The sequence below is a fragment of the Ruegeria sp. L12 genome, from assembly GCF_056531745.1.
In genome coordinates, this window is the sequence record NZ_JBQFMH010000010.1 from 35998 (window position 1) to 51381 (window position 15384).

The following is a 15384-nucleotide window of genomic DNA, read 5'->3' on the forward strand; positions in this document are numbered from 1 at the left end:
ATCCGCGTGCCTGCGACTTGCCACAATATTTGCCTGCTGAGACTATAAGTCAGACGGGGATAAAACGCAAAACTTGATCAAATCCAAAAAAACGGGAAAATAGCCGCATACTTTCAGGGAGAGAACTATGAAACTGAAAACGCTGGGGATGACAGCGATCGTCGCATTGGGGACAACGGCGGCATTTGCTGAGGAAGTGCGTGTCTACAACTGGTCAGACTATATCGACGAAGAGCTGCTGACCAAATTCGAAGAAGAAACAGGGCTGACCCTGATCTACGACGTGTTCGACAGCAATGAGGTTCTGGAGACCAAGATGCTGGCCGGCGGGTCGGGTTATGATGTTGTGGTGCCATCGGGCACATTCCTGCAGCGTCAAATTCAGGCCGGAGCTTTTCAGCAACTGGACCAGTCGGCGCTGACCAACGCTGGTAACCTGTGGGACGTCATTCAGGAGCGCACAGTTGGTTATGACCCGGACAATGCCTATTCGATCAACTATATGTGGGGCACTACAGGTCTTGGAGTGAATGTCGACAAGGTCAAAGAGGTGCTGGGCGATGATGCTGCGCTGAACAGCATGGACCTGGTTCTGAAGCCCGAGAATATGGAAAAGCTGGCTGCCTGCGGTGTGCATTTCCTGGACGCACCATCCGAGATCATCCCGATGGTATTGCAGTACATCGGTGAGAACCCGGACAGCCACGACAAGGATGTGATTGCCAAAACCGAAGAGGTGCTGACAGCTGTGCGTCCGCACATCCAGAAATTCCACAGTTCGGAATACATCAACGCTCTGGCAAACGGTGATATCTGTGTGGCGGTCGGATGGTCCGGTGACATTCTGCAGGCCCGCGATCGTGCGGCCGAAGCGGATAACGGCGTGGAGATTGAATATCATCCGTTTGCCGAGGGCTCTTTGATGTGGTTCGACCAGATGGCAATTCCTGCGGATGCGCCGAACCCGGAAGGGGCGCATCAGTTCCTGAATTTCATCATGGATGCCAACAACATGGCTGCTGCGTCGAATTATGTGTACTACGCCAATGGCAACAAGGCCTCGCAAGAGTTTCTTGAGGAAGACGTGATCGGCGACCCGGCAATTTATCCGGACGCGGCGACCATGGCGAACACCTATATCACCACGCCTTATCCGCCAAAGACGCAGCGGGTCGTGACCCGACTGTGGACCAAAGTGAAATCAGGCACCTGATCTGACGACAGCGCAAGGCGGACGCACCGTCTTGCGCGTATTTCTGTCCAGTCCGACAAACGGGGGCCGCTTTGAACTCTGACGTTTTTGAGCCGTGGGATGACCCGCAGGCGAAACCTCTGATCCAGTTCCAGAACGTGACCAAGCGCTTTGGCGCGTTCACCGCAATCGACAATCTGTCGCTGGATATCTACGAACGAGAATTTTTTGCCCTGCTCGGCCCGTCGGGCTGTGGCAAGACCACGATGATGCGAATGCTCGCCGGGTTTGAAACCCCGACCGAGGGTCATATCCTTTTGGGCGGGCAGGATATCGATCCGATTCCGCCGAACAAGCGTGCGGTGAACATGATGTTCCAGTCCTACGCGTTGTTCCCTCATCTGAGCATCTGGGAAAACATCGCCTTTGGTCTGCGCCGCGATAACATGCCCAAACAGGACCTCAACGACCGGGTTGAAGAGATGCTGCGCCTGACCCGGCTTGAACAATTCGCCCGGCGCAAGCCCCACCAGATTTCGGGCGGGCAGAGACAGCGTGTGGCACTGGCCCGGTCTCTGGCCAAGGCGCCGAAACTGCTGTTGCTGGATGAGCCGCTGGGAGCGTTGGACAAGAAACTGCGGCAGGATACGCAGTTCGAATTGATGGACATTCAGGAAAAGACCGGCACCACCTTCGTGATCGTAACCCATGATCAGGAAGAGGCCATGACCGTCGCAAGCCGCGTGGCCGTCATGGATCAGGGCAAACTGATGCAGGTGGCGACGCCGGACCGAATCTATGAAACCCCAAACTCGGTCTACGTCGCTGATTTCATTGGAGATGTGAATATCATCGAAGGCCGCGCAACCGCGCAGGGCGATGAGAGTTATCAGATCGACTGGGCCGAGGGGCAACCGCCGCTGACGGCGACCTCTGCAACCAGCCTGACAAATGGTCAAGGCTGCCATCTGGCCATCCGGCCCGAGAAGGTGGCCATATCCGCCGAGCGCCCGGCGGATGCAATCAACGCCATTCAGGGCAAGGTGCATGACATCGCCTATCTGGGCAATCTGTCCACCTATCATGTCGAATTGCCCAATGGCACGATCATCAAGGCGCAAACGGCGAATACCCGTCGTATCTCGCGCCGGTCCTTTACCTGGGAAGACCCGGTCTGGCTGTCCTGGACGGCCACCGCCGCGGTTCTGCTGCAAAACTGATGCGCCGCGCCGTCCTGATTGCCATTCCCTACGTCTGGCTGCTGGCACTGTTTCTGGTGCCGTTTCTGATCGTGCTCAAGATATCGCTGTCGGACACCGCTCTGGCGATCCCGCCCTACACCCCGACACTGGATTTGTCTGCGGGCTGGGCAGGGGTCAAAGAGTTCTTCAGCCAGCTTGATCTGGAGAATTTCGTCTGGTTGACCGAAGATGATCTGTATTGGAAGGCCTATCTGTCCAGCGTCAAGATCGCCCTGATTTCAACCATTCTGACCCTTCTGGTCGGCTATCCCATCGCCTACGCGATGGCGCGTGCACCGGAAGAGTGGCGGCCCACGCTGATGATGCTGGTGATCCTGCCATTCTGGACCTCGTTCCTGATCCGTGTCTATGCGTGGATGGGTATCCTCAGCAACGAAGGATATCTGAACCAGATCCTGCTGTGGACCGGCATTATCTCGACCCCGCTGACCATCCTGAACACAAATACCGCAGTCTATATCGGCATTGTTTATACCTATCTGCCTTTCATGATCCTGCCGATCTACTCGGCGCTCGAGCGGATGGATGGATCGCTGATCGAAGCGGCCGAGGATCTGGGTTGTTCCCGCCTGATGGCCTTCTGGCTGATCACCATCCCGCTGTCGCGCCCCGGTATCATCGCGGGTTGTTTTCTGGTGATGATCCCGGTGATCGGCGAATTCGTGATCCCCTCGCTGCTCGGCGGCTCGGGCACGCTGATGATCGGTAAGGTGTTGTGGGAAGAGTTCTTCTCGAACCGCGACTGGCCAGTGGCCAGCGCCGTGGCCGTCGTGCTGCTGCTGATCCTCGTCATTCCGATTGTGCTGTTTCAGCGCAATCAGCAGAAACAGGCGGAGGCGGATCAATGAACAGGCTGAGTTGGTTCAACGCGGTCTCGCTGACGCTGGGCTTTGCGTTCCTCTATATCCCGATGATCATCCTGATCATTTTCAGCTTCAATGAAAGCAAGCTGGTGACGGTCTGGGCCGGATTTTCGACCAAATGGTACGGAGAATTGGTGCAGAATCAGGCTTTCCTTGATGCGGCATGGGTCACCATACGGGTGGCGGTGTTTTCATCGACTCTGGCTACCATTCTGGGCACGGCAGCAGCCTATGTTCTGGTCCGCGGCGGGCGGTTCTTTGGTCGGACGTTGTTTTCCGGCATGATCTACGCCCCGCTGGTGATGCCCGAGGTGATCACCGGTCTGTCCCTGCTGTTGCTGTTCATCGGTATCGGGCTTGACCGGGGCATTCTGACCATCGTGCTGGCGCATACCACCTTTTCGATGTGCTTTGTCTCGGTCGTCGTATCCTCGCGCCTCGTGACATTCGATCAATCGCTGGAAGAAGCGGCGCTGGATCTGGGTTGCTCACCAGCACAGGCGTTCCGGCTGGTCACGCTGCCGATCATTGCGCCAGCGGTGATTTCGGGCTGGTTGCTGGCCTTCACCCTGTCGCTGGACGATCTGGTGATCGCGTCCTTCACCTCGGGACCTTCGGCGACGACCCTGCCGATCAAGATATTCTCGGCGGTTCGGTTGGGTGTCAGCCCAGAGATCAATGCGCTGTCGACGCTGATGATCGCGGTCGTCACGGTAGGGGTCATCACCGCCTCACTGGTAACGAAACGGGCGATGATGCGTCAAAAGCAGGAAGAAATGGCCGCTGCGCGGGCTGAATGAAACGGGTATTTCCGGAATATGCCTATGGCCCCGCGCCACGTGCGGGGTGTTGGTGGGATGAAACGATTGCTGCCCCGTCCTGGCCCGTCCTGGATCGTGATCTTGGCGTCGATGTCGCAATCATCGGCGGCGGTTTCACCGGTCTTTCGGCGGCATTGCATCTGGCCGAAGCAGGCGTCTCGGTCGCCGTTCTCGAAGCAGAAACACCCGGTTGGGGCGCTTCGGGTCGTAATGGCGGGTTTTGCTGCTTAGGCGGTTCGAAGCTGAGTAACGCGGCCTTGTCCCGCCGGTACGGAGCCACCGAAGCGCAGGCCTATCACCAAGCGGAAACAGACGCCGTGTCACTGGTGGCTGACCTGTTGTCGCGCCTTGATATTGAGGCCGATACGCATTCCAACGGCGAAACCCGTCTGGCCCATTCGCCTCGCGCGATGGAGAAGTTGCGGCGTGAAGATGACGGGACCGGTCAGTTGCACGAGCGGGATGAACTGACGGCTCTCGGTCTCGGGGGGCGGTTTTTCGGCGGTTACACCAGCCCGGTCAGCTTTGGCCTCAACCCGCGGAAATACCTATTCGGTCTGGCGGCGGCGGCGCATCAGGCCGGTGCAAACCTGTATCAACACAGCCCGGTCCTGCGCATTGAGAAAACCGCAAACGGTCATCACCTGACGACCCGATCCGGTGTCGTGCGTGCCGCCAGCGTGCTGATCTGCACCAACGGGTATTCCAGCGACGACCTGCCGCCCTGGATGGCTGCGCGCTATATGCCTGCGCAATCCACGGTGATGGTGACGCGCGCCCTGTCCGGGGCGGAGTTGCAGGCTCAGGGTTGGACTTCGGGCCAGATGGCCTATGACACGCGCAATTTGCTGCATTATTTCCGCCTGATGCCGGATCGGCGTTTCTTGTTTGGAATGCGTGGCGGGTTGCTTTCTTCTCCTAGGGCCGAAGCGGCTATCCGACAAAAGCTGTTGCGCGATTTCAGAAAGATGTTTCCGGCTTGGGCAGGCGTCGAGGCCACGCATGTGTGGTCCGGCATGGTGTGCCTGTCCCGCGATCTCGTCCCCTTTGTTGGGCCTGTGCCGGGGCATTCCGGGCTTTACGCCGGATTTGCCTATCACGGCAATGGCGTCGCTATGGGCACCTATTGCGGGCGCGCGTTGGCCCGGATGGTTTTGGGGCAGGAGCCCGGTTTGCCCGGTCCGATGGCCAGTATTCCCCGTCGCTTTCCCTTCGGTCGATGGCGCCGTGCGGTGATGCCGCCGGCCTATGCACTGTTGGGGCTGGCAGATCTATAAAGTTGCGATTTCCAGTTCGTATCCTTTGGCGTAATCCGGGGCTCCGTTCTCGGCGCGCCAAAGGCAATAGGCCGCCATGCGCCAGGCGTACCAAGGTTGCAGTGTGCGATAACGCCGTGTGATGTGCGGGTCGCCGTAGGCCGCAAGGAACTGCGCCTCTTCCGTCGGTGCCAGAGGTGCCCCGCGATATAGCTGCTGCATCGCGGGTGACAGAAACATGGCCAGATCCTCGCACGGGTCACCCCAGGCGGGGCATTGCCAGTCGATCAGGGTCATGCAGCTATCGGCTTGCAGAATATTGCCAGCGACCGGGTCACCATGGATCAGAGATCGTTTGGGCAGGGGGGCGACGTCTTGCCAAGGGCGCATGGCCCGCAATCGGTCCGCCTTGTCTGAGAGGCACAGGGCCAGTATTTGTTGAGCATGCCGATCCAGATCGTCGCTTCCATTACAGCCCGGCGGAGCGTCCAGTTTGACAGATCGCTGGTGCAGGTGCTGCAGCAATCGAGCAACCCCTTCGACTCCATCACGCCACGGAGAGCCCGGGGCGTGGTCATAATAGACCCAGTTTGACGGTCCGAACGCACCGGTGGCCCGCAGTTTTGGAACGAACCCGGTATCCCCGAGCGCTTGCAGGCAGGCGGCCTCGAGCTTCGCATCATTGCGAAAAAGCGGATTGCGGAACTGCGCGCGATAAAGCTTGAGCACCGCACCGGTGTCACCGGACAACACTTTCCAAACCTGATTGGTGCGCCCACCATAAAGCACTTCGAACCGGTCATCCGGCTCGATCAGCTTGCGGGCGATGAGCTGATTCACAAGCTCGGATGGTGGGGCGGCGTGATCAGACAGGAGCTTTACCAGTTCTTCGGGCGAATCGCGGTGCGCCCAGCTTTGGCGCGCCCGAAGGATCAGATCAAGCGCCTGTGCGGATTTGCGAAACCGTTTCGACTGCAACCTCGGCACCGCTGTCCAGTTTCAACATGATGCCGCCGTCGTTGATCTGGGCTTCGACCACCCGGCTGAAGGCGGCGGCGGGGGTGCTGCTGAGCCTTCGTCCGTCTTTGAAGCTTTCGAGCGCGGCCGAGTAATTGCCCGCCGGGAAGGGGTTTCCAGCGCTGTCCACACCGGCCCATACGAACTCGGACCGGTCGAGCGGGACAGAGACACGGTCGACCACCGCGCCCTGTCCGTCCTGGATGACCAACTCTGCACGATCCGCTGTGGCCTCGGCCTGCGCCGAAAGTGTGACGGGTGCGGCCTCAAATCGAAACTGGGCGGTCGTCTGTACATCCATTCCGACCCAACTGCCGAGTTGTTCCAGATTGACGGATCCCAGCGACTGGGCCAGCGCCGACAAAAGCTCATTCGCTTTGACTTGTTGTTCCACCATCGAAAACTGGGCCAATTGCGAGGCGTATTCTGAAGAGCCCAGCGGCTCCAGCGGGTCCTGATTGCGCGCTTGTGCCGTCAACATACGCAGAAAAGTCTCGAAATCCGACGTCAGCGTAGAGTTTTGCGAGGGGGTTCCGGTCGCTGCCGGAGAGGTGGTTGTCGCGTTTAGGGCTGGGATCATGGGTCAGACTCTCATATCCAGGCCCCGATCGGGGCCAATCTGTAACGGGCGCGTGATCGAATCACTGCCGCTTGCGGGTTCGGTTGTATTGAAAAACGGCTCAGAATCCGGCTGTTCGCGCTCGGTCGGGGTGTCGCCGGACGATCCGAAATCCAGAGATAACCCGCCATATCCCAGCTTTTCGAACTCGGCTGATAGAATCGCGATATGGCGGCGCATAAGGTCGATCGTTTCCGGCCGTTCGGCCATGATCATCATATGCATCCCGTCGTCGCGGCCATTCAGCGTGATCGAGACGCGCCCAAGTTCTTCGGGGTTCAGCGCGATTTCCACCCCGCCTGCGCCGGGTTTTGCGGATATGACCGCCGCCATCTGACTGGCAATCGCTCGGGCGGTCTCGGCCCGCGCGGGAGGCGGGGGCATGGCGGGAGTGCTATCGCGCAATGCGTGAGAGGCCGCAGCCTCGCGCAAAGGTGGAAGATCGAGGAGGTCAGCCCCCGGAACAACGGATTCTTCTGCTCCTTTCAACTTGGGCAAGGCCACCTGCGGAACGGGGACGGAAGTGGACGGCGTTGCAGCATGCATCGGCTGGTTCGCGGGCAATGCCGTGGGCTCAGCGATACGTGCCTTGAGTAAAGGCTCTTGCTGACGATTCCGGGTGATTGCTTCCATGACCGAGACAACATTCTGAGGCTGCGCTGCTACGCTATGTTCTGCCTTCGGTTGGTGTCTTGTGACATCAATTTCGACGGGTTCGGCGGGCTTTGATCCGTCCGCCTGCGACGCCGCTTTCGGTTGATCTGGCAGCAAAACAGTGGCGTCCTGCGTTGAAGCAAGCTGTGAACGTGCGTGTACCGATTCACTGGGCAGAGCCCTATCGGGGACCCGCTCAGAATGTTCGACTTCAACGCCAACCGGCACGTCGGGTGTTCGAATCAACCCAATCTCTGGCTGGTCCGTATTCTCTTCAGCGCGCGCCTGAGGATCGGAAGGGCGTGCGGCTTCTTGGACGTCGACGTCAGACGGATCGGGAAGCGCAACCTGATCTGTGACCGTGATCTCGGCTTCCTTGTCCACATCCTTCAACCTGGCCTCTTCTTCCATCGCTTTCTCAAAAGCGAAGCCACTTTTCGACTCGGCATCTTTCCCCGGGGGGGTATCCGGTTTGGCACCGCTTGAGGATGCGGTTGTAATCAGGGTCAGCGGGTTGGGCATGTGGCTGCGACTCCGTTTATCTGTTCGGCAGCTTGCCCTCAGGAAGTTACGTTTATTTTAACCGCTTTCCTCTTTGATCGGGAAAGTTCGAAGCAATTTTCGGAGAATCCGATGACGATTCCAGTGACCGCACCCAAGGTGGGAAACACGGCGATTTCGCAAAAACTCAGGGCTGCATCTCTTGAGCTTGAGGCGGCATTTCTGGCTGAGATGCTGAAATCGGCGGGTCTGGGCGAAGCGCGCCAGAGCTTTGGTGGCGGTGCCGGAGAGGATCAATTCGCCTCGTTCCTTGTTCAGCAGCAAGCACAACAAATGGCGCGGTCCGGTGGCATCGGCCTGTCCGAGATTCTGTTCAACGCAATGATGGAGAAAACGGATGGGCAATGACCCGATCAAGGCACTCGAAGACCTGTTGGAGACTGAGCGCGCCGCGTTGGCGCAAGGGAATCTGGACGCACTGGACCAGTTGACGCCCGAAAAGGAGCAACTGATCGGTGTCATCAACGATCTGAAAATTTTCGAAACCGAAGACCTGATCCGGGTCCAGAAGAAGGTCGAGCGCAATCAGGCCCTTCTCAACAGTGCAGCTGAGGGGATTCGCGCGGTGGCAGACCGGATGTATGAATTGCGGCGCGTGCGGCAGGAATTCAGCACTTACGACGCTTCGGGTCAGCGTAACGGATTCGCCGTTCGCGCCCGTGCGAAGCTGGAGAAACGCGCGTAAGAACCGGTTTGATTCAAATCCTAGGTTTTGGGGATGGGTGTCTTAGCACTCCGTTAGGGGATCACGGTCAAAGGTGGCGTTGCACCTGATCAGCAGGTGGCGCGCAGGCCGCAGGGCACGACGCACAGGTCAGAACGACAGAATGCCTGCCGATGAGGCGGGAAAGCAGCGGCGCGAAACGCGCCCGAACATAAAAAGGATGACAAATATGTCCAGCATTCTGACGAACAATGGCGCGATGGTTGCGCTGCAAACCCTGAAGTCAGTCAACAAGAACCTGGAAATGACCCAGAACGCGATCTCGACCGGTAAGGATGTCGCGACCGCCAAGGATAACTCGGCCGTTTGGGCGATTTCCAAAGTCATGGAGTCGGACGTCAAGGGCTTCAAGGCCATCAAGGACAGCCTTGCACTGGGTGAATCGACCGTTGCGGTTGCACGAAACGCCTCGGAAACCGTGACCGACCTGTTGACGCAGATGAAGGAAAAGATCGTTGCGGCGCAGGAAGACAACGTTGACCGGTCCAAGATCAACGATGACGTTACTGCGCTTCGCGACCAGATCGCATCTGTTGTTGGCGCTGCGCAGTTCAATGGTCTGAACCTGGTTGATGGCACCGCGGGTACCGTCTCGGTCCTGTCCTCGTTGGATCGCGACAACACGGGTGCGGTGAACGCGTCGTCGATTTCTGTTGCCAGCCAGGATCTGTCCATTGGCGGCTATACCGCGAAAGGCGTCCTTGCCGGGTCGGACAACGCGACAACGGACAACGATGTCGCCGGATTCACTCTGAACCGCACTACAGGCACCGGGGACATCGTCATCGACAGCTCCACCGACAACTTCGAGGTGGGTGACAGCGTGTCGATCCGGGTTGGTGATCAAGAGGTGTCCTACACCATTCAGGACAGCGACCTGGACCCGTCCGGCACGTATGATGAAAACTACACCGATGCGCTGGTTGCGGTCGGTCTCAAGAACCAGATTGATGCGCTTGGGATCACTGGCCTTGCGGCTGACTATGACTCTTCCGGCGCACCGAATACCATCTCGTTTGCCACCGGTACCGCCGCTGCGGGTGCTGACGCGGATCAGGACATTTCGATCTCGGCACAGTTCACCAATGCCGGTTCGGGTGGTCTTGGCGCGCTGAGCTCGATCGACGTATCCTCGGATGCCGGTGCAGCCGCTGCGCTGGGCACCATTGAAACGCTGATCGACACTTCGATCGACGCGGCCGCGGCATTTGGTTCGGTGCAGGGTCGGATCGAAACGCAGCAGGACTTTGTGTCGAAACTGACCGACTCGTTCAAATCCGGCATCGGCTCTCTGGTTGACGCCGATATGGAAGAGACATCGGCCCGTTTGCAGGCGCTGCAGGTGCAGCAGCAATTGGCGACGCAATCGCTGTCGATTGCGAACCAGGCGCCGCAATCCATCCTGTCGCTGTTCCGTTAACCCGGAACCTATCCGGGGCGCGCTTGACGCGCCCCGGATCTGATCGCCCCAGAAGGACAATTGGAAGGATTTCAAGTGACCCCGCAAATGCTCGCCCAACATGCCTACGCGCAATCAGCAGCACCAACCCGCACCCCTCGGGATACGGAATACGAGGCGATATCAAAGATCACGCATCGCCTGAAGGCGGCGGCATCGCGCAAGGGCGCGGATTTTAGCGGTTTTGTTCAGGCTTTGCATGAAAACCGGCGTTTGTGGACCGTGTTGGCGACCGGTGTTTCAGACACGGACAATGCGCTGCCGAATGAACTGCGCGCACGGATATTCTATCTGGCGGAATTCACCGAACATCACAGCAGTCAGGTTCTGGGGAACAAGGCAGGGGTGGAACCCTTGCTCGAGATCAACATGGCCGTGCTGCGCGGGCTGCGCCAGATGAGGGGCAGCTGATGAGCGGTCTGGTTCTGAAACTTGCCCCGAAGGAACGCGTTCTGATCAACGGGGTGGTGATCGAAAACGGTGATCGCCGCAGCCGGTTCTCGATCATGACACCTGAGGCCAATGTCTTGCGTTTGCGGGATGCGATTCACCCGGAAGAGGCCAACACCCCGGTACGCCGCGTCTGCTATGCCGCGCAGTTGGTGTTGTCCGGTGACAGTGAACCCGATCAGGCGCGCCAGCGGCTGCTGCGCCGGGTTGAAGAGTTGAGCCAGGTGTTTACCGACACCGACAGCCGTCGTGTGCTGGCAGATGCGACCGAAGCACTGGTGTCCGAGCAATATTATAGGTGTCTCAAGTCGCTTCGCTCTTTGCTGCCGCGCGAAGAACGACTGATGGCGTATCAACAATGATCTTTCAGCCGGTCGTGCCAACAGAAGGGGTCGTTGGGTGGCGCTTTTTGCAGCGCACCTACGAGGCGCAGCTTGAAAGCTACTCTGCTTCCGCGGTGAATGAGAGGGATACGAAGTACTTTCTCGAAAACATCGGCAACATGCGTTCCGCTGAAGACTTGGTATCGGACAGGCGGCTGTTGCAGGTGGCCCTTGGGGCTTTTGGCCTGGAGGGTGATCTGGACAATCGGTATTTCATCCAGAAGGTTCTGTCCGATGGGACCCGGGCAGAAGATGCGCTGTCCAATCGTCTGGCCGACAAAAGGTACCGCGATATGGCCGATGCCTTCGGGTTTGGGCCCGGGGAAGTTCCGAAAACGAACCTTATTAACAACATGCGTAAGATTGCCGAGGACAATCTGGTGGCCAGCTTTGAAATCTCGGTTGGGCAACAAGATGATACCATGCGCATTGCACTCTACATCCAGCATGCATTGCCCGAATTCGCAGGGACCGACAGCAGCGAAGATACAAAATGGTTTGACCTGATGGGATCACCACCCTTGCGGAGCATGATGGAGACCACGCTTGGGTTGCCGTCAAGTTTCGCCCAACTAGATATCGACAAGCAGTTGGACGTATTCAAAGACCGTCTGCAGCGTGTCACCGGATCATCGAACCTGTCCCAATTCTCAGACGCTGAGGCGGTCGAGACGCTGACCGATACCTACCTGGCGAGGACCCAGATTGCAGCGCTGCAAAACACGATTTCGCCCGCCCAGACCGCATTGATCCTGCTTGGCGGCGGGTGATCCGGTCAGCGGCGCCGGTCAGGCATCCAATAGGGCATCCGCGGGACTGCGTAGCGCAAAGGACTCGACCGGTTGCGACACGTTGTGCAGTTTTATCGCGCCCAATGGGACAGCGTGCTGACATGCGGGTTCGATATCCTGTGACACCACGATCCGATGGCCGACGGTCTTACCATATTCGCCCAAACGTGCGGCGACATTGGCGGCCTGCCCGATCACGGTGAAATCCAAACGCTCACGCGAGCCGACATTGCCATAGGTCACCCGACCATAGGCAACGCCGATCGAGCAATCGCAATGATGATCCCGCTCTTCATTGCGAAGCGCGGCCAGTTTCCCGACGATTTCGACCGCTGATTGCTGCGCGTTTGCACGGGCGCGGGCCGGGTTGTCGCCGGCGGGGAATACGGCGAGGACCGCGTCGCCGATGAATTTCAGAACCTCCCCGTCATGGTCATGCACGATGCCGGACACGGTTTCGAAAAAAGAGTTCAGAATGGTGATATATCGGCTGCGGCCCAGCTGCTCTTCCAGCGTTGTCGAGTTTCGCAGGTCGCAGAACATGATCGCGGCATCAATGTCATCTCCATCACCGCGACGGATTTCACCGCCCAGTACCCGCGCGCCCGTGCGCTTGCCCACATAGGTCTCCAGCAGAACCTGCGCATTTTCGCGCTGCATGAAGACTTCATAAAACCGGGCGATGACCGAGGAACACTCGAAGACCAGCCCCAGATTCTCCGTGGTGAACCCATCCGGGTGATCGCAGGTCAACGTCAGAACGTTGATCCGCCCGTCCGAAAAGGGCAGCGGCATGGCGACATAATCCGTGGCCCCTTTGGCCCGCAGGTCTTCGATGATCGGAAAACTATTATGCGGGTTGTCGTTGTTCAGGCGCTGGCGCACCCCGCCCAATCCGTTCGAGACGTGGCGCAGCGGGCTGTTGGTAAAGGCCGGATGGTCGTGGATTTCATAGGTCGGGGTATGGGTCGATATCTCGGCCGCATCCTTTTCCCAGATATAGTGTTTGCCCGCAATCAGCGGGTGCAGCGACCAGACCAGAATGCTGAGACGCTGAATGGCGATGCCATGTTCCAGCATTTTCTCAGCCAGCGCTTTGGTAAACCCGTCGGGCGTATCCAACTCGGAGGCGCCGCGCATCAGCCAGTCAATCAAAGGCCCGCTGATGTTGCCGTCATCGGGGTGGCGCAGTTGGTTGGCGCCAAGATCGATCCTCGTGGCCGTATCCGGCATAAACCCGATATGGCCCTGAATGGCCGCACTTTCCGGAAAGGCGTCCTCATAGGCCCAGATCGAGTTGTTCAGCCGCTCTTCGGGCAGGCTGATGTCGTGATAGGTTGCGGTGCCTTTGAAGGGGCAAAAGGTCTGCAACTCGGTCTCGGGGCCAAGCTCAATACACAGGTCGTCGCGCGGGATGTATATCGCCGGCGGTAGCCGTGTTTCGTACATCACCTTGGCATTGTGACTTTCGGCCAAAAGGATATCGCCGCGGTAAATCGCGATCCGCCCCTGCAGGGGTTCGACGGAAATCCCATAGCCTTTGACATCTGGAGTGGCGTGGACGTTCATCTGTAACCTCCCTTGGCCAGTTCCTATAGGATGGGCCTTGGCGGGTAGATTTCCAAGGGGCGGGAGCCGTATTTCCGCACCCCTCTGGCCTCAGACCATCTGAATCACGTCTTTTTCTATCGACAGCATATAGCCTTTTTTGGCGATGTTCTTCACCAACAGCTCACTGACCATCTGATTGCCCAGGGCATCACGCAGTCGTTTGATCCGGGTGGCGCCTGCGGCTTCGTCGCAATCGGCGGCATTCTTGCCCGAGATCATCGCCTCGATTTGCACCCCGGACAGAACTTCATCATCCAACCGGGATTCGGCCAGAACCGACAGCGTCTCCATCGCGGCCGGGGTCAGTTTGAAGTCCATGTTGTTGAGGTAGACCGTGTTCTCCTCACGACTGATCAGAAGCGATGTGACCTGAATTCCGGTCCGCTCGATCTGGGCCATGCGGCGGTTGAACAGGACGAGCATCACCAGAAAAATCAGCGCCGCGATCAGCATGGCGCTGGCAAAGACGAGCAGCACGAAGATTACCATGCGATAACTGGATAGCGTGTCGGCAAAGGCGGTGCCGGACTGGGCCAGAATCTCAAGCAACCGGATTTCGGATTGCGAGGTCAGGTCGGCCTCGACAAACAAGCGTTCGACCCGGGCGTTGAAGGCGTTGGCATCGGGCAGTGTCCAGAACAGGAAAACCGCAGCCGTCACCAGGATCACTACAATTGCTGCGATCCCCAGACCAACCAGACGAACCCCCGTGCGACGCGCTTCAGTAACGGAGATAGAATTTTCCGGCATTGGCCTTCCTTCGATCCAACCCGTCCGCCTCAAACACGGACATGACATTCAACAGGGTCCAGCCGTTTGACTTCAGCCGCTTCGCGACCTCTTTCCGGGCCGGCCCCTTTTTGCAGTTCGAGACTTCCATAACACCATAATGCAGCCGCAAGGGATCATCCTTTTTGGCTTTGTAATCGGCGTAGCAGTCTGCCGCGATGGCCTGCGACCCCACCGATATCAGGGCCGTCAGAACCAGAGAAGAGAGGATCTGTTTCATGGGCTGCATCCTGCGCATGGGTTGTACGGATATTCAATAACCTCAGGGGGTTTGAGGTCGTGATATCCGATAACAGGGTGCCGTTATTGCTTGTCTGAAGGGGGTGGCCGCACTGTCGGGGCATCAAATACGCGGTCCGTCACGGGCCAGCCCCATCATCCGAAAGGACACGCATCATGCATCGTAAATTCATCGCTTTGATCGTCGCCACAGCCATCGCCATCACCGGGGTTTCCGCGTCTCAGGCGCGGGCGGCGGATACCGGGGATGTTATCGGCGGGTTGGCGGCGCTCGCAATCATCGGGGCGGCGGTCAACCACTATCAAAAACAAAATCGTAAACAGGTTGAGGTGCGCAGGCATCAGTACAAGCCGAAGCCGCAATACGTGTATCCCAATGTCAGGAAGCCCGTGAACAAACATCACGTCCGCCCGCTGCCCAAGCGCGTTGCGCGTTATGATTTGCCGCAGCGCTGCCTGCGCACCTTTGACGGCTATTCGAAAAAGCGTCCGCTGCTTGGACCGAATTGCCTTAAGAAGCATTACAAACATGCAAATAGCCTGCCCTACCAGTGCAAGGTTGGTTTCTGGAATGGTAAGACGGTAATACGGGCCTACGAACCCACTTGCCTGCGCCAGAAAGGATACCGTGTCGTTTACCAGTAATCGGTTTCGAGCAGGAGTGGTGCCAAAGAAGCGCCACATGGAAGAGG

At 58.3% G+C, this 15384-nt stretch carries 18 protein-coding genes; 12 read left to right on the forward strand and 6 right to left on the reverse strand.

Translation table 11 applies throughout. From position 1 onward, the window contains the following. The first annotated feature begins 127 nt into the window (after positions 1 to 127). From ACR0K9_RS15815 to ACR0K9_RS15835, 5 genes are all read left to right on the forward strand, one after another. The gene (locus tag ACR0K9_RS15815; protein WP_480824598.1) at positions 128 to 1213 is read left to right on the forward strand and encodes a polyamine ABC transporter substrate-binding protein; all 1086 of its coding nucleotides are present in this window, start codon (positions 128 to 130) and stop codon (positions 1211 to 1213) included. Positions 1214 to 1284: 71 nt separating this feature from the next. Next, positions 1285 to 2412 (forward strand): ABC transporter ATP-binding protein, encoded by a 1128-nt coding sequence (locus ACR0K9_RS15820; RefSeq protein ID WP_480824600.1) that lies wholly within the window; start codon positions 1285 to 1287, stop codon positions 2410 to 2412. Then, complete coding sequence (locus ACR0K9_RS15825; protein WP_480824602.1) at positions 2412 to 3302, forward strand: ABC transporter permease subunit; 891 nt, start codon at positions 2412 to 2414, stop codon at positions 3300 to 3302. The genes ACR0K9_RS15820 and ACR0K9_RS15825 overlap by 1 nt, the downstream gene beginning before the upstream one ends. Beyond that, a complete protein-coding gene (locus ACR0K9_RS15830; protein WP_480534419.1) occupies positions 3299 to 4117 on the forward strand; it encodes an ABC transporter permease in 819 nt (272 codons plus the stop codon). The genes ACR0K9_RS15825 and ACR0K9_RS15830 overlap by 4 nt, the downstream gene beginning before the upstream one ends. Beyond that, positions 4114 to 5415, forward strand: a complete 1302-nt coding sequence (locus ACR0K9_RS15835; protein WP_480824604.1) for an NAD(P)/FAD-dependent oxidoreductase — start codon at positions 4114 to 4116, stop codon at positions 5413 to 5415. Before ACR0K9_RS15830 ends, ACR0K9_RS15835 begins: the two co-directional genes overlap by 4 nt. Here the strand turns inward: ACR0K9_RS15835 and ACR0K9_RS15840 are convergent. Genes ACR0K9_RS15840 through ACR0K9_RS15850 form a run of 3 tightly spaced genes read right to left on the reverse strand, consistent with a single transcriptional unit; the run spans position 5410 to position 8206 of the window. Next, positions 5410 to 6372, reverse strand: coding sequence for a phosphotransferase family protein (locus ACR0K9_RS15840; RefSeq protein WP_480824606.1), 963 nt, complete (start codon positions 6370 to 6372; stop codon positions 5410 to 5412). The genes ACR0K9_RS15835 and ACR0K9_RS15840 overlap by 6 nt on opposite strands. Then, on the reverse strand, positions 6332 to 6991 hold the full coding sequence (locus tag ACR0K9_RS15845; protein ID WP_480824608.1) for a flagellar hook capping FlgD N-terminal domain-containing protein: 660 nt from the start codon (positions 6989 to 6991) through the stop codon (positions 6332 to 6334). The genes ACR0K9_RS15840 and ACR0K9_RS15845 overlap by 41 nt, the downstream gene beginning before the upstream one ends. 3 nt (positions 6992 to 6994) lie before the next feature. Then, on the reverse strand, positions 6995 to 8206 hold the full coding sequence (locus ACR0K9_RS15850; RefSeq protein WP_480824609.1) for a flagellar hook-length control protein FliK: 1212 nt from the start codon (positions 8204 to 8206) through the stop codon (positions 6995 to 6997). Between the two features lie 111 nt (positions 8207 to 8317). Between ACR0K9_RS15850 and ACR0K9_RS15855 the strand changes: the two genes are divergently transcribed. The 6 genes from ACR0K9_RS15855 (at position 8318) to ACR0K9_RS15880 (ending at position 12031) form a co-directional block, all read left to right on the forward strand. Then, on the forward strand, positions 8318 to 8593 hold the full coding sequence (locus ACR0K9_RS15855; RefSeq protein WP_480824610.1) for a rod-binding protein: 276 nt from the start codon (positions 8318 to 8320) through the stop codon (positions 8591 to 8593). After that, the gene (locus tag ACR0K9_RS15860) at positions 8583 to 8930 is read left to right on the forward strand and encodes a flagellar biosynthesis protein FlgN (RefSeq protein ID WP_480824612.1); all 348 of its coding nucleotides are present in this window, start codon (positions 8583 to 8585) and stop codon (positions 8928 to 8930) included. The genes ACR0K9_RS15855 and ACR0K9_RS15860 overlap by 11 nt, the downstream gene beginning before the upstream one ends. A gap of 208 nt (positions 8931 to 9138) precedes the next feature. Beyond that, positions 9139 to 10389, forward strand: a complete 1251-nt coding sequence (locus tag ACR0K9_RS15865) for a flagellin N-terminal helical domain-containing protein (protein ID WP_480534406.1) — start codon at positions 9139 to 9141, stop codon at positions 10387 to 10389. 75 nt (positions 10390 to 10464) lie between these two features. After that, on the forward strand, positions 10465 to 10839 hold the full coding sequence (gene flaF, locus ACR0K9_RS15870; protein ID WP_480534404.1) for a flagellar biosynthesis regulator FlaF: 375 nt from the start codon (positions 10465 to 10467) through the stop codon (positions 10837 to 10839). Then, positions 10839 to 11240, forward strand: a complete 402-nt coding sequence (gene flbT, locus ACR0K9_RS15875) for a flagellar biosynthesis repressor FlbT (RefSeq protein WP_480824614.1) — start codon at positions 10839 to 10841, stop codon at positions 11238 to 11240. Before flaF ends, flbT begins: the two co-directional genes overlap by 1 nt. 47 nt (positions 11241 to 11287) lie before the next feature. Further along, on the forward strand, positions 11288 to 12031 hold the full coding sequence (locus ACR0K9_RS15880) for a DUF1217 domain-containing protein (protein ID WP_480824616.1): 744 nt from the start codon (positions 11288 to 11290) through the stop codon (positions 12029 to 12031). Between the two features lie 18 nt (positions 12032 to 12049). On the opposite strand, the gene ACR0K9_RS15885 is transcribed toward ACR0K9_RS15880, so the two are convergent. From ACR0K9_RS15885 to ACR0K9_RS15895, 3 genes are all read right to left on the reverse strand, one after another. Then, a complete protein-coding gene (locus ACR0K9_RS15885) occupies positions 12050 to 13621 on the reverse strand; it encodes a DUF427 domain-containing protein (RefSeq protein ID WP_480824618.1) in 1572 nt (523 codons plus the stop codon). Positions 13622 to 13711: 90 nt separating this feature from the next. Beyond that, positions 13712 to 14413 (reverse strand): winged helix-turn-helix domain-containing protein, encoded by a 702-nt coding sequence (locus tag ACR0K9_RS15890; protein WP_480534396.1) that lies wholly within the window; start codon positions 14411 to 14413, stop codon positions 13712 to 13714. After that, positions 14385 to 14672, reverse strand: coding sequence for a hypothetical protein (locus tag ACR0K9_RS15895; RefSeq protein ID WP_480824620.1), 288 nt, complete (start codon positions 14670 to 14672; stop codon positions 14385 to 14387). Before ACR0K9_RS15895 ends, ACR0K9_RS15890 begins: the two co-directional genes overlap by 29 nt. Before the next feature lie 176 nt (positions 14673 to 14848). On the opposite strand from ACR0K9_RS15895, the gene ACR0K9_RS15900 reads away from it, so the two are divergent. Further along, a complete protein-coding gene (locus ACR0K9_RS15900; RefSeq protein WP_480824622.1) occupies positions 14849 to 15337 on the forward strand; it encodes a hypothetical protein in 489 nt (162 codons plus the stop codon). Positions 15338 to 15384 lie beyond the last annotated feature (47 nt).

What these genes read in the sequence shown, in the direction of transcription:
- ACR0K9_RS15815 (WP_480824598.1), top strand. Translation starts at nt 128, where the DNA reads ATGAAACTGAAAACGCTGGGGATGACAGCGATCGTCGCATTGGGGACA.
- ACR0K9_RS15825 (WP_480824602.1), top strand. Translation starts at nt 2,412, where the DNA reads ATGCGCCGCGCCGTCCTGATTGCCATTCCCTACGTCTGGCTGCTGGCA.
- ACR0K9_RS15830 (WP_480534419.1), top strand. Translation starts at nt 3,299, where the DNA reads ATGAACAGGCTGAGTTGGTTCAACGCGGTCTCGCTGACGCTGGGCTTT.
- ACR0K9_RS15835 (WP_480824604.1), top strand. Translation starts at nt 4,114, where the DNA reads ATGAAACGGGTATTTCCGGAATATGCCTATGGCCCCGCGCCACGTGCG.
- ACR0K9_RS15845 (WP_480824608.1), bottom strand. Translation starts at nt 6,991, where the DNA reads ATGATCCCAGCCCTAAACGCGACAACCACCTCTCCGGCAGCGACCGGA.
- ACR0K9_RS15850 (WP_480824609.1), bottom strand. Translation starts at nt 8,206, where the DNA reads ATGCCCAACCCGCTGACCCTGATTACAACCGCATCCTCAAGCGGTGCC.
- ACR0K9_RS15855 (WP_480824610.1), top strand. Translation starts at nt 8,318, where the DNA reads ATGACGATTCCAGTGACCGCACCCAAGGTGGGAAACACGGCGATTTCG.
- ACR0K9_RS15860 (WP_480824612.1), top strand. Translation starts at nt 8,583, where the DNA reads ATGGGCAATGACCCGATCAAGGCACTCGAAGACCTGTTGGAGACTGAG.
- ACR0K9_RS15865 (WP_480534406.1), top strand. Translation starts at nt 9,139, where the DNA reads ATGTCCAGCATTCTGACGAACAATGGCGCGATGGTTGCGCTGCAAACC.
- flbT (WP_480824614.1), top strand. Translation starts at nt 10,839, where the DNA reads ATGAGCGGTCTGGTTCTGAAACTTGCCCCGAAGGAACGCGTTCTGATC.
- ACR0K9_RS15885 (WP_480824618.1), bottom strand. Translation starts at nt 13,621, where the DNA reads ATGAACGTCCACGCCACTCCAGATGTCAAAGGCTATGGGATTTCCGTC.
- ACR0K9_RS15890 (WP_480534396.1), bottom strand. Translation starts at nt 14,413, where the DNA reads ATGCCGGAAAATTCTATCTCCGTTACTGAAGCGCGTCGCACGGGGGTT.
- ACR0K9_RS15895 (WP_480824620.1), bottom strand. Translation starts at nt 14,672, where the DNA reads ATGAAACAGATCCTCTCTTCTCTGGTTCTGACGGCCCTGATATCGGTG.
- ACR0K9_RS15900 (WP_480824622.1), top strand. Translation starts at nt 14,849, where the DNA reads ATGCATCGTAAATTCATCGCTTTGATCGTCGCCACAGCCATCGCCATC.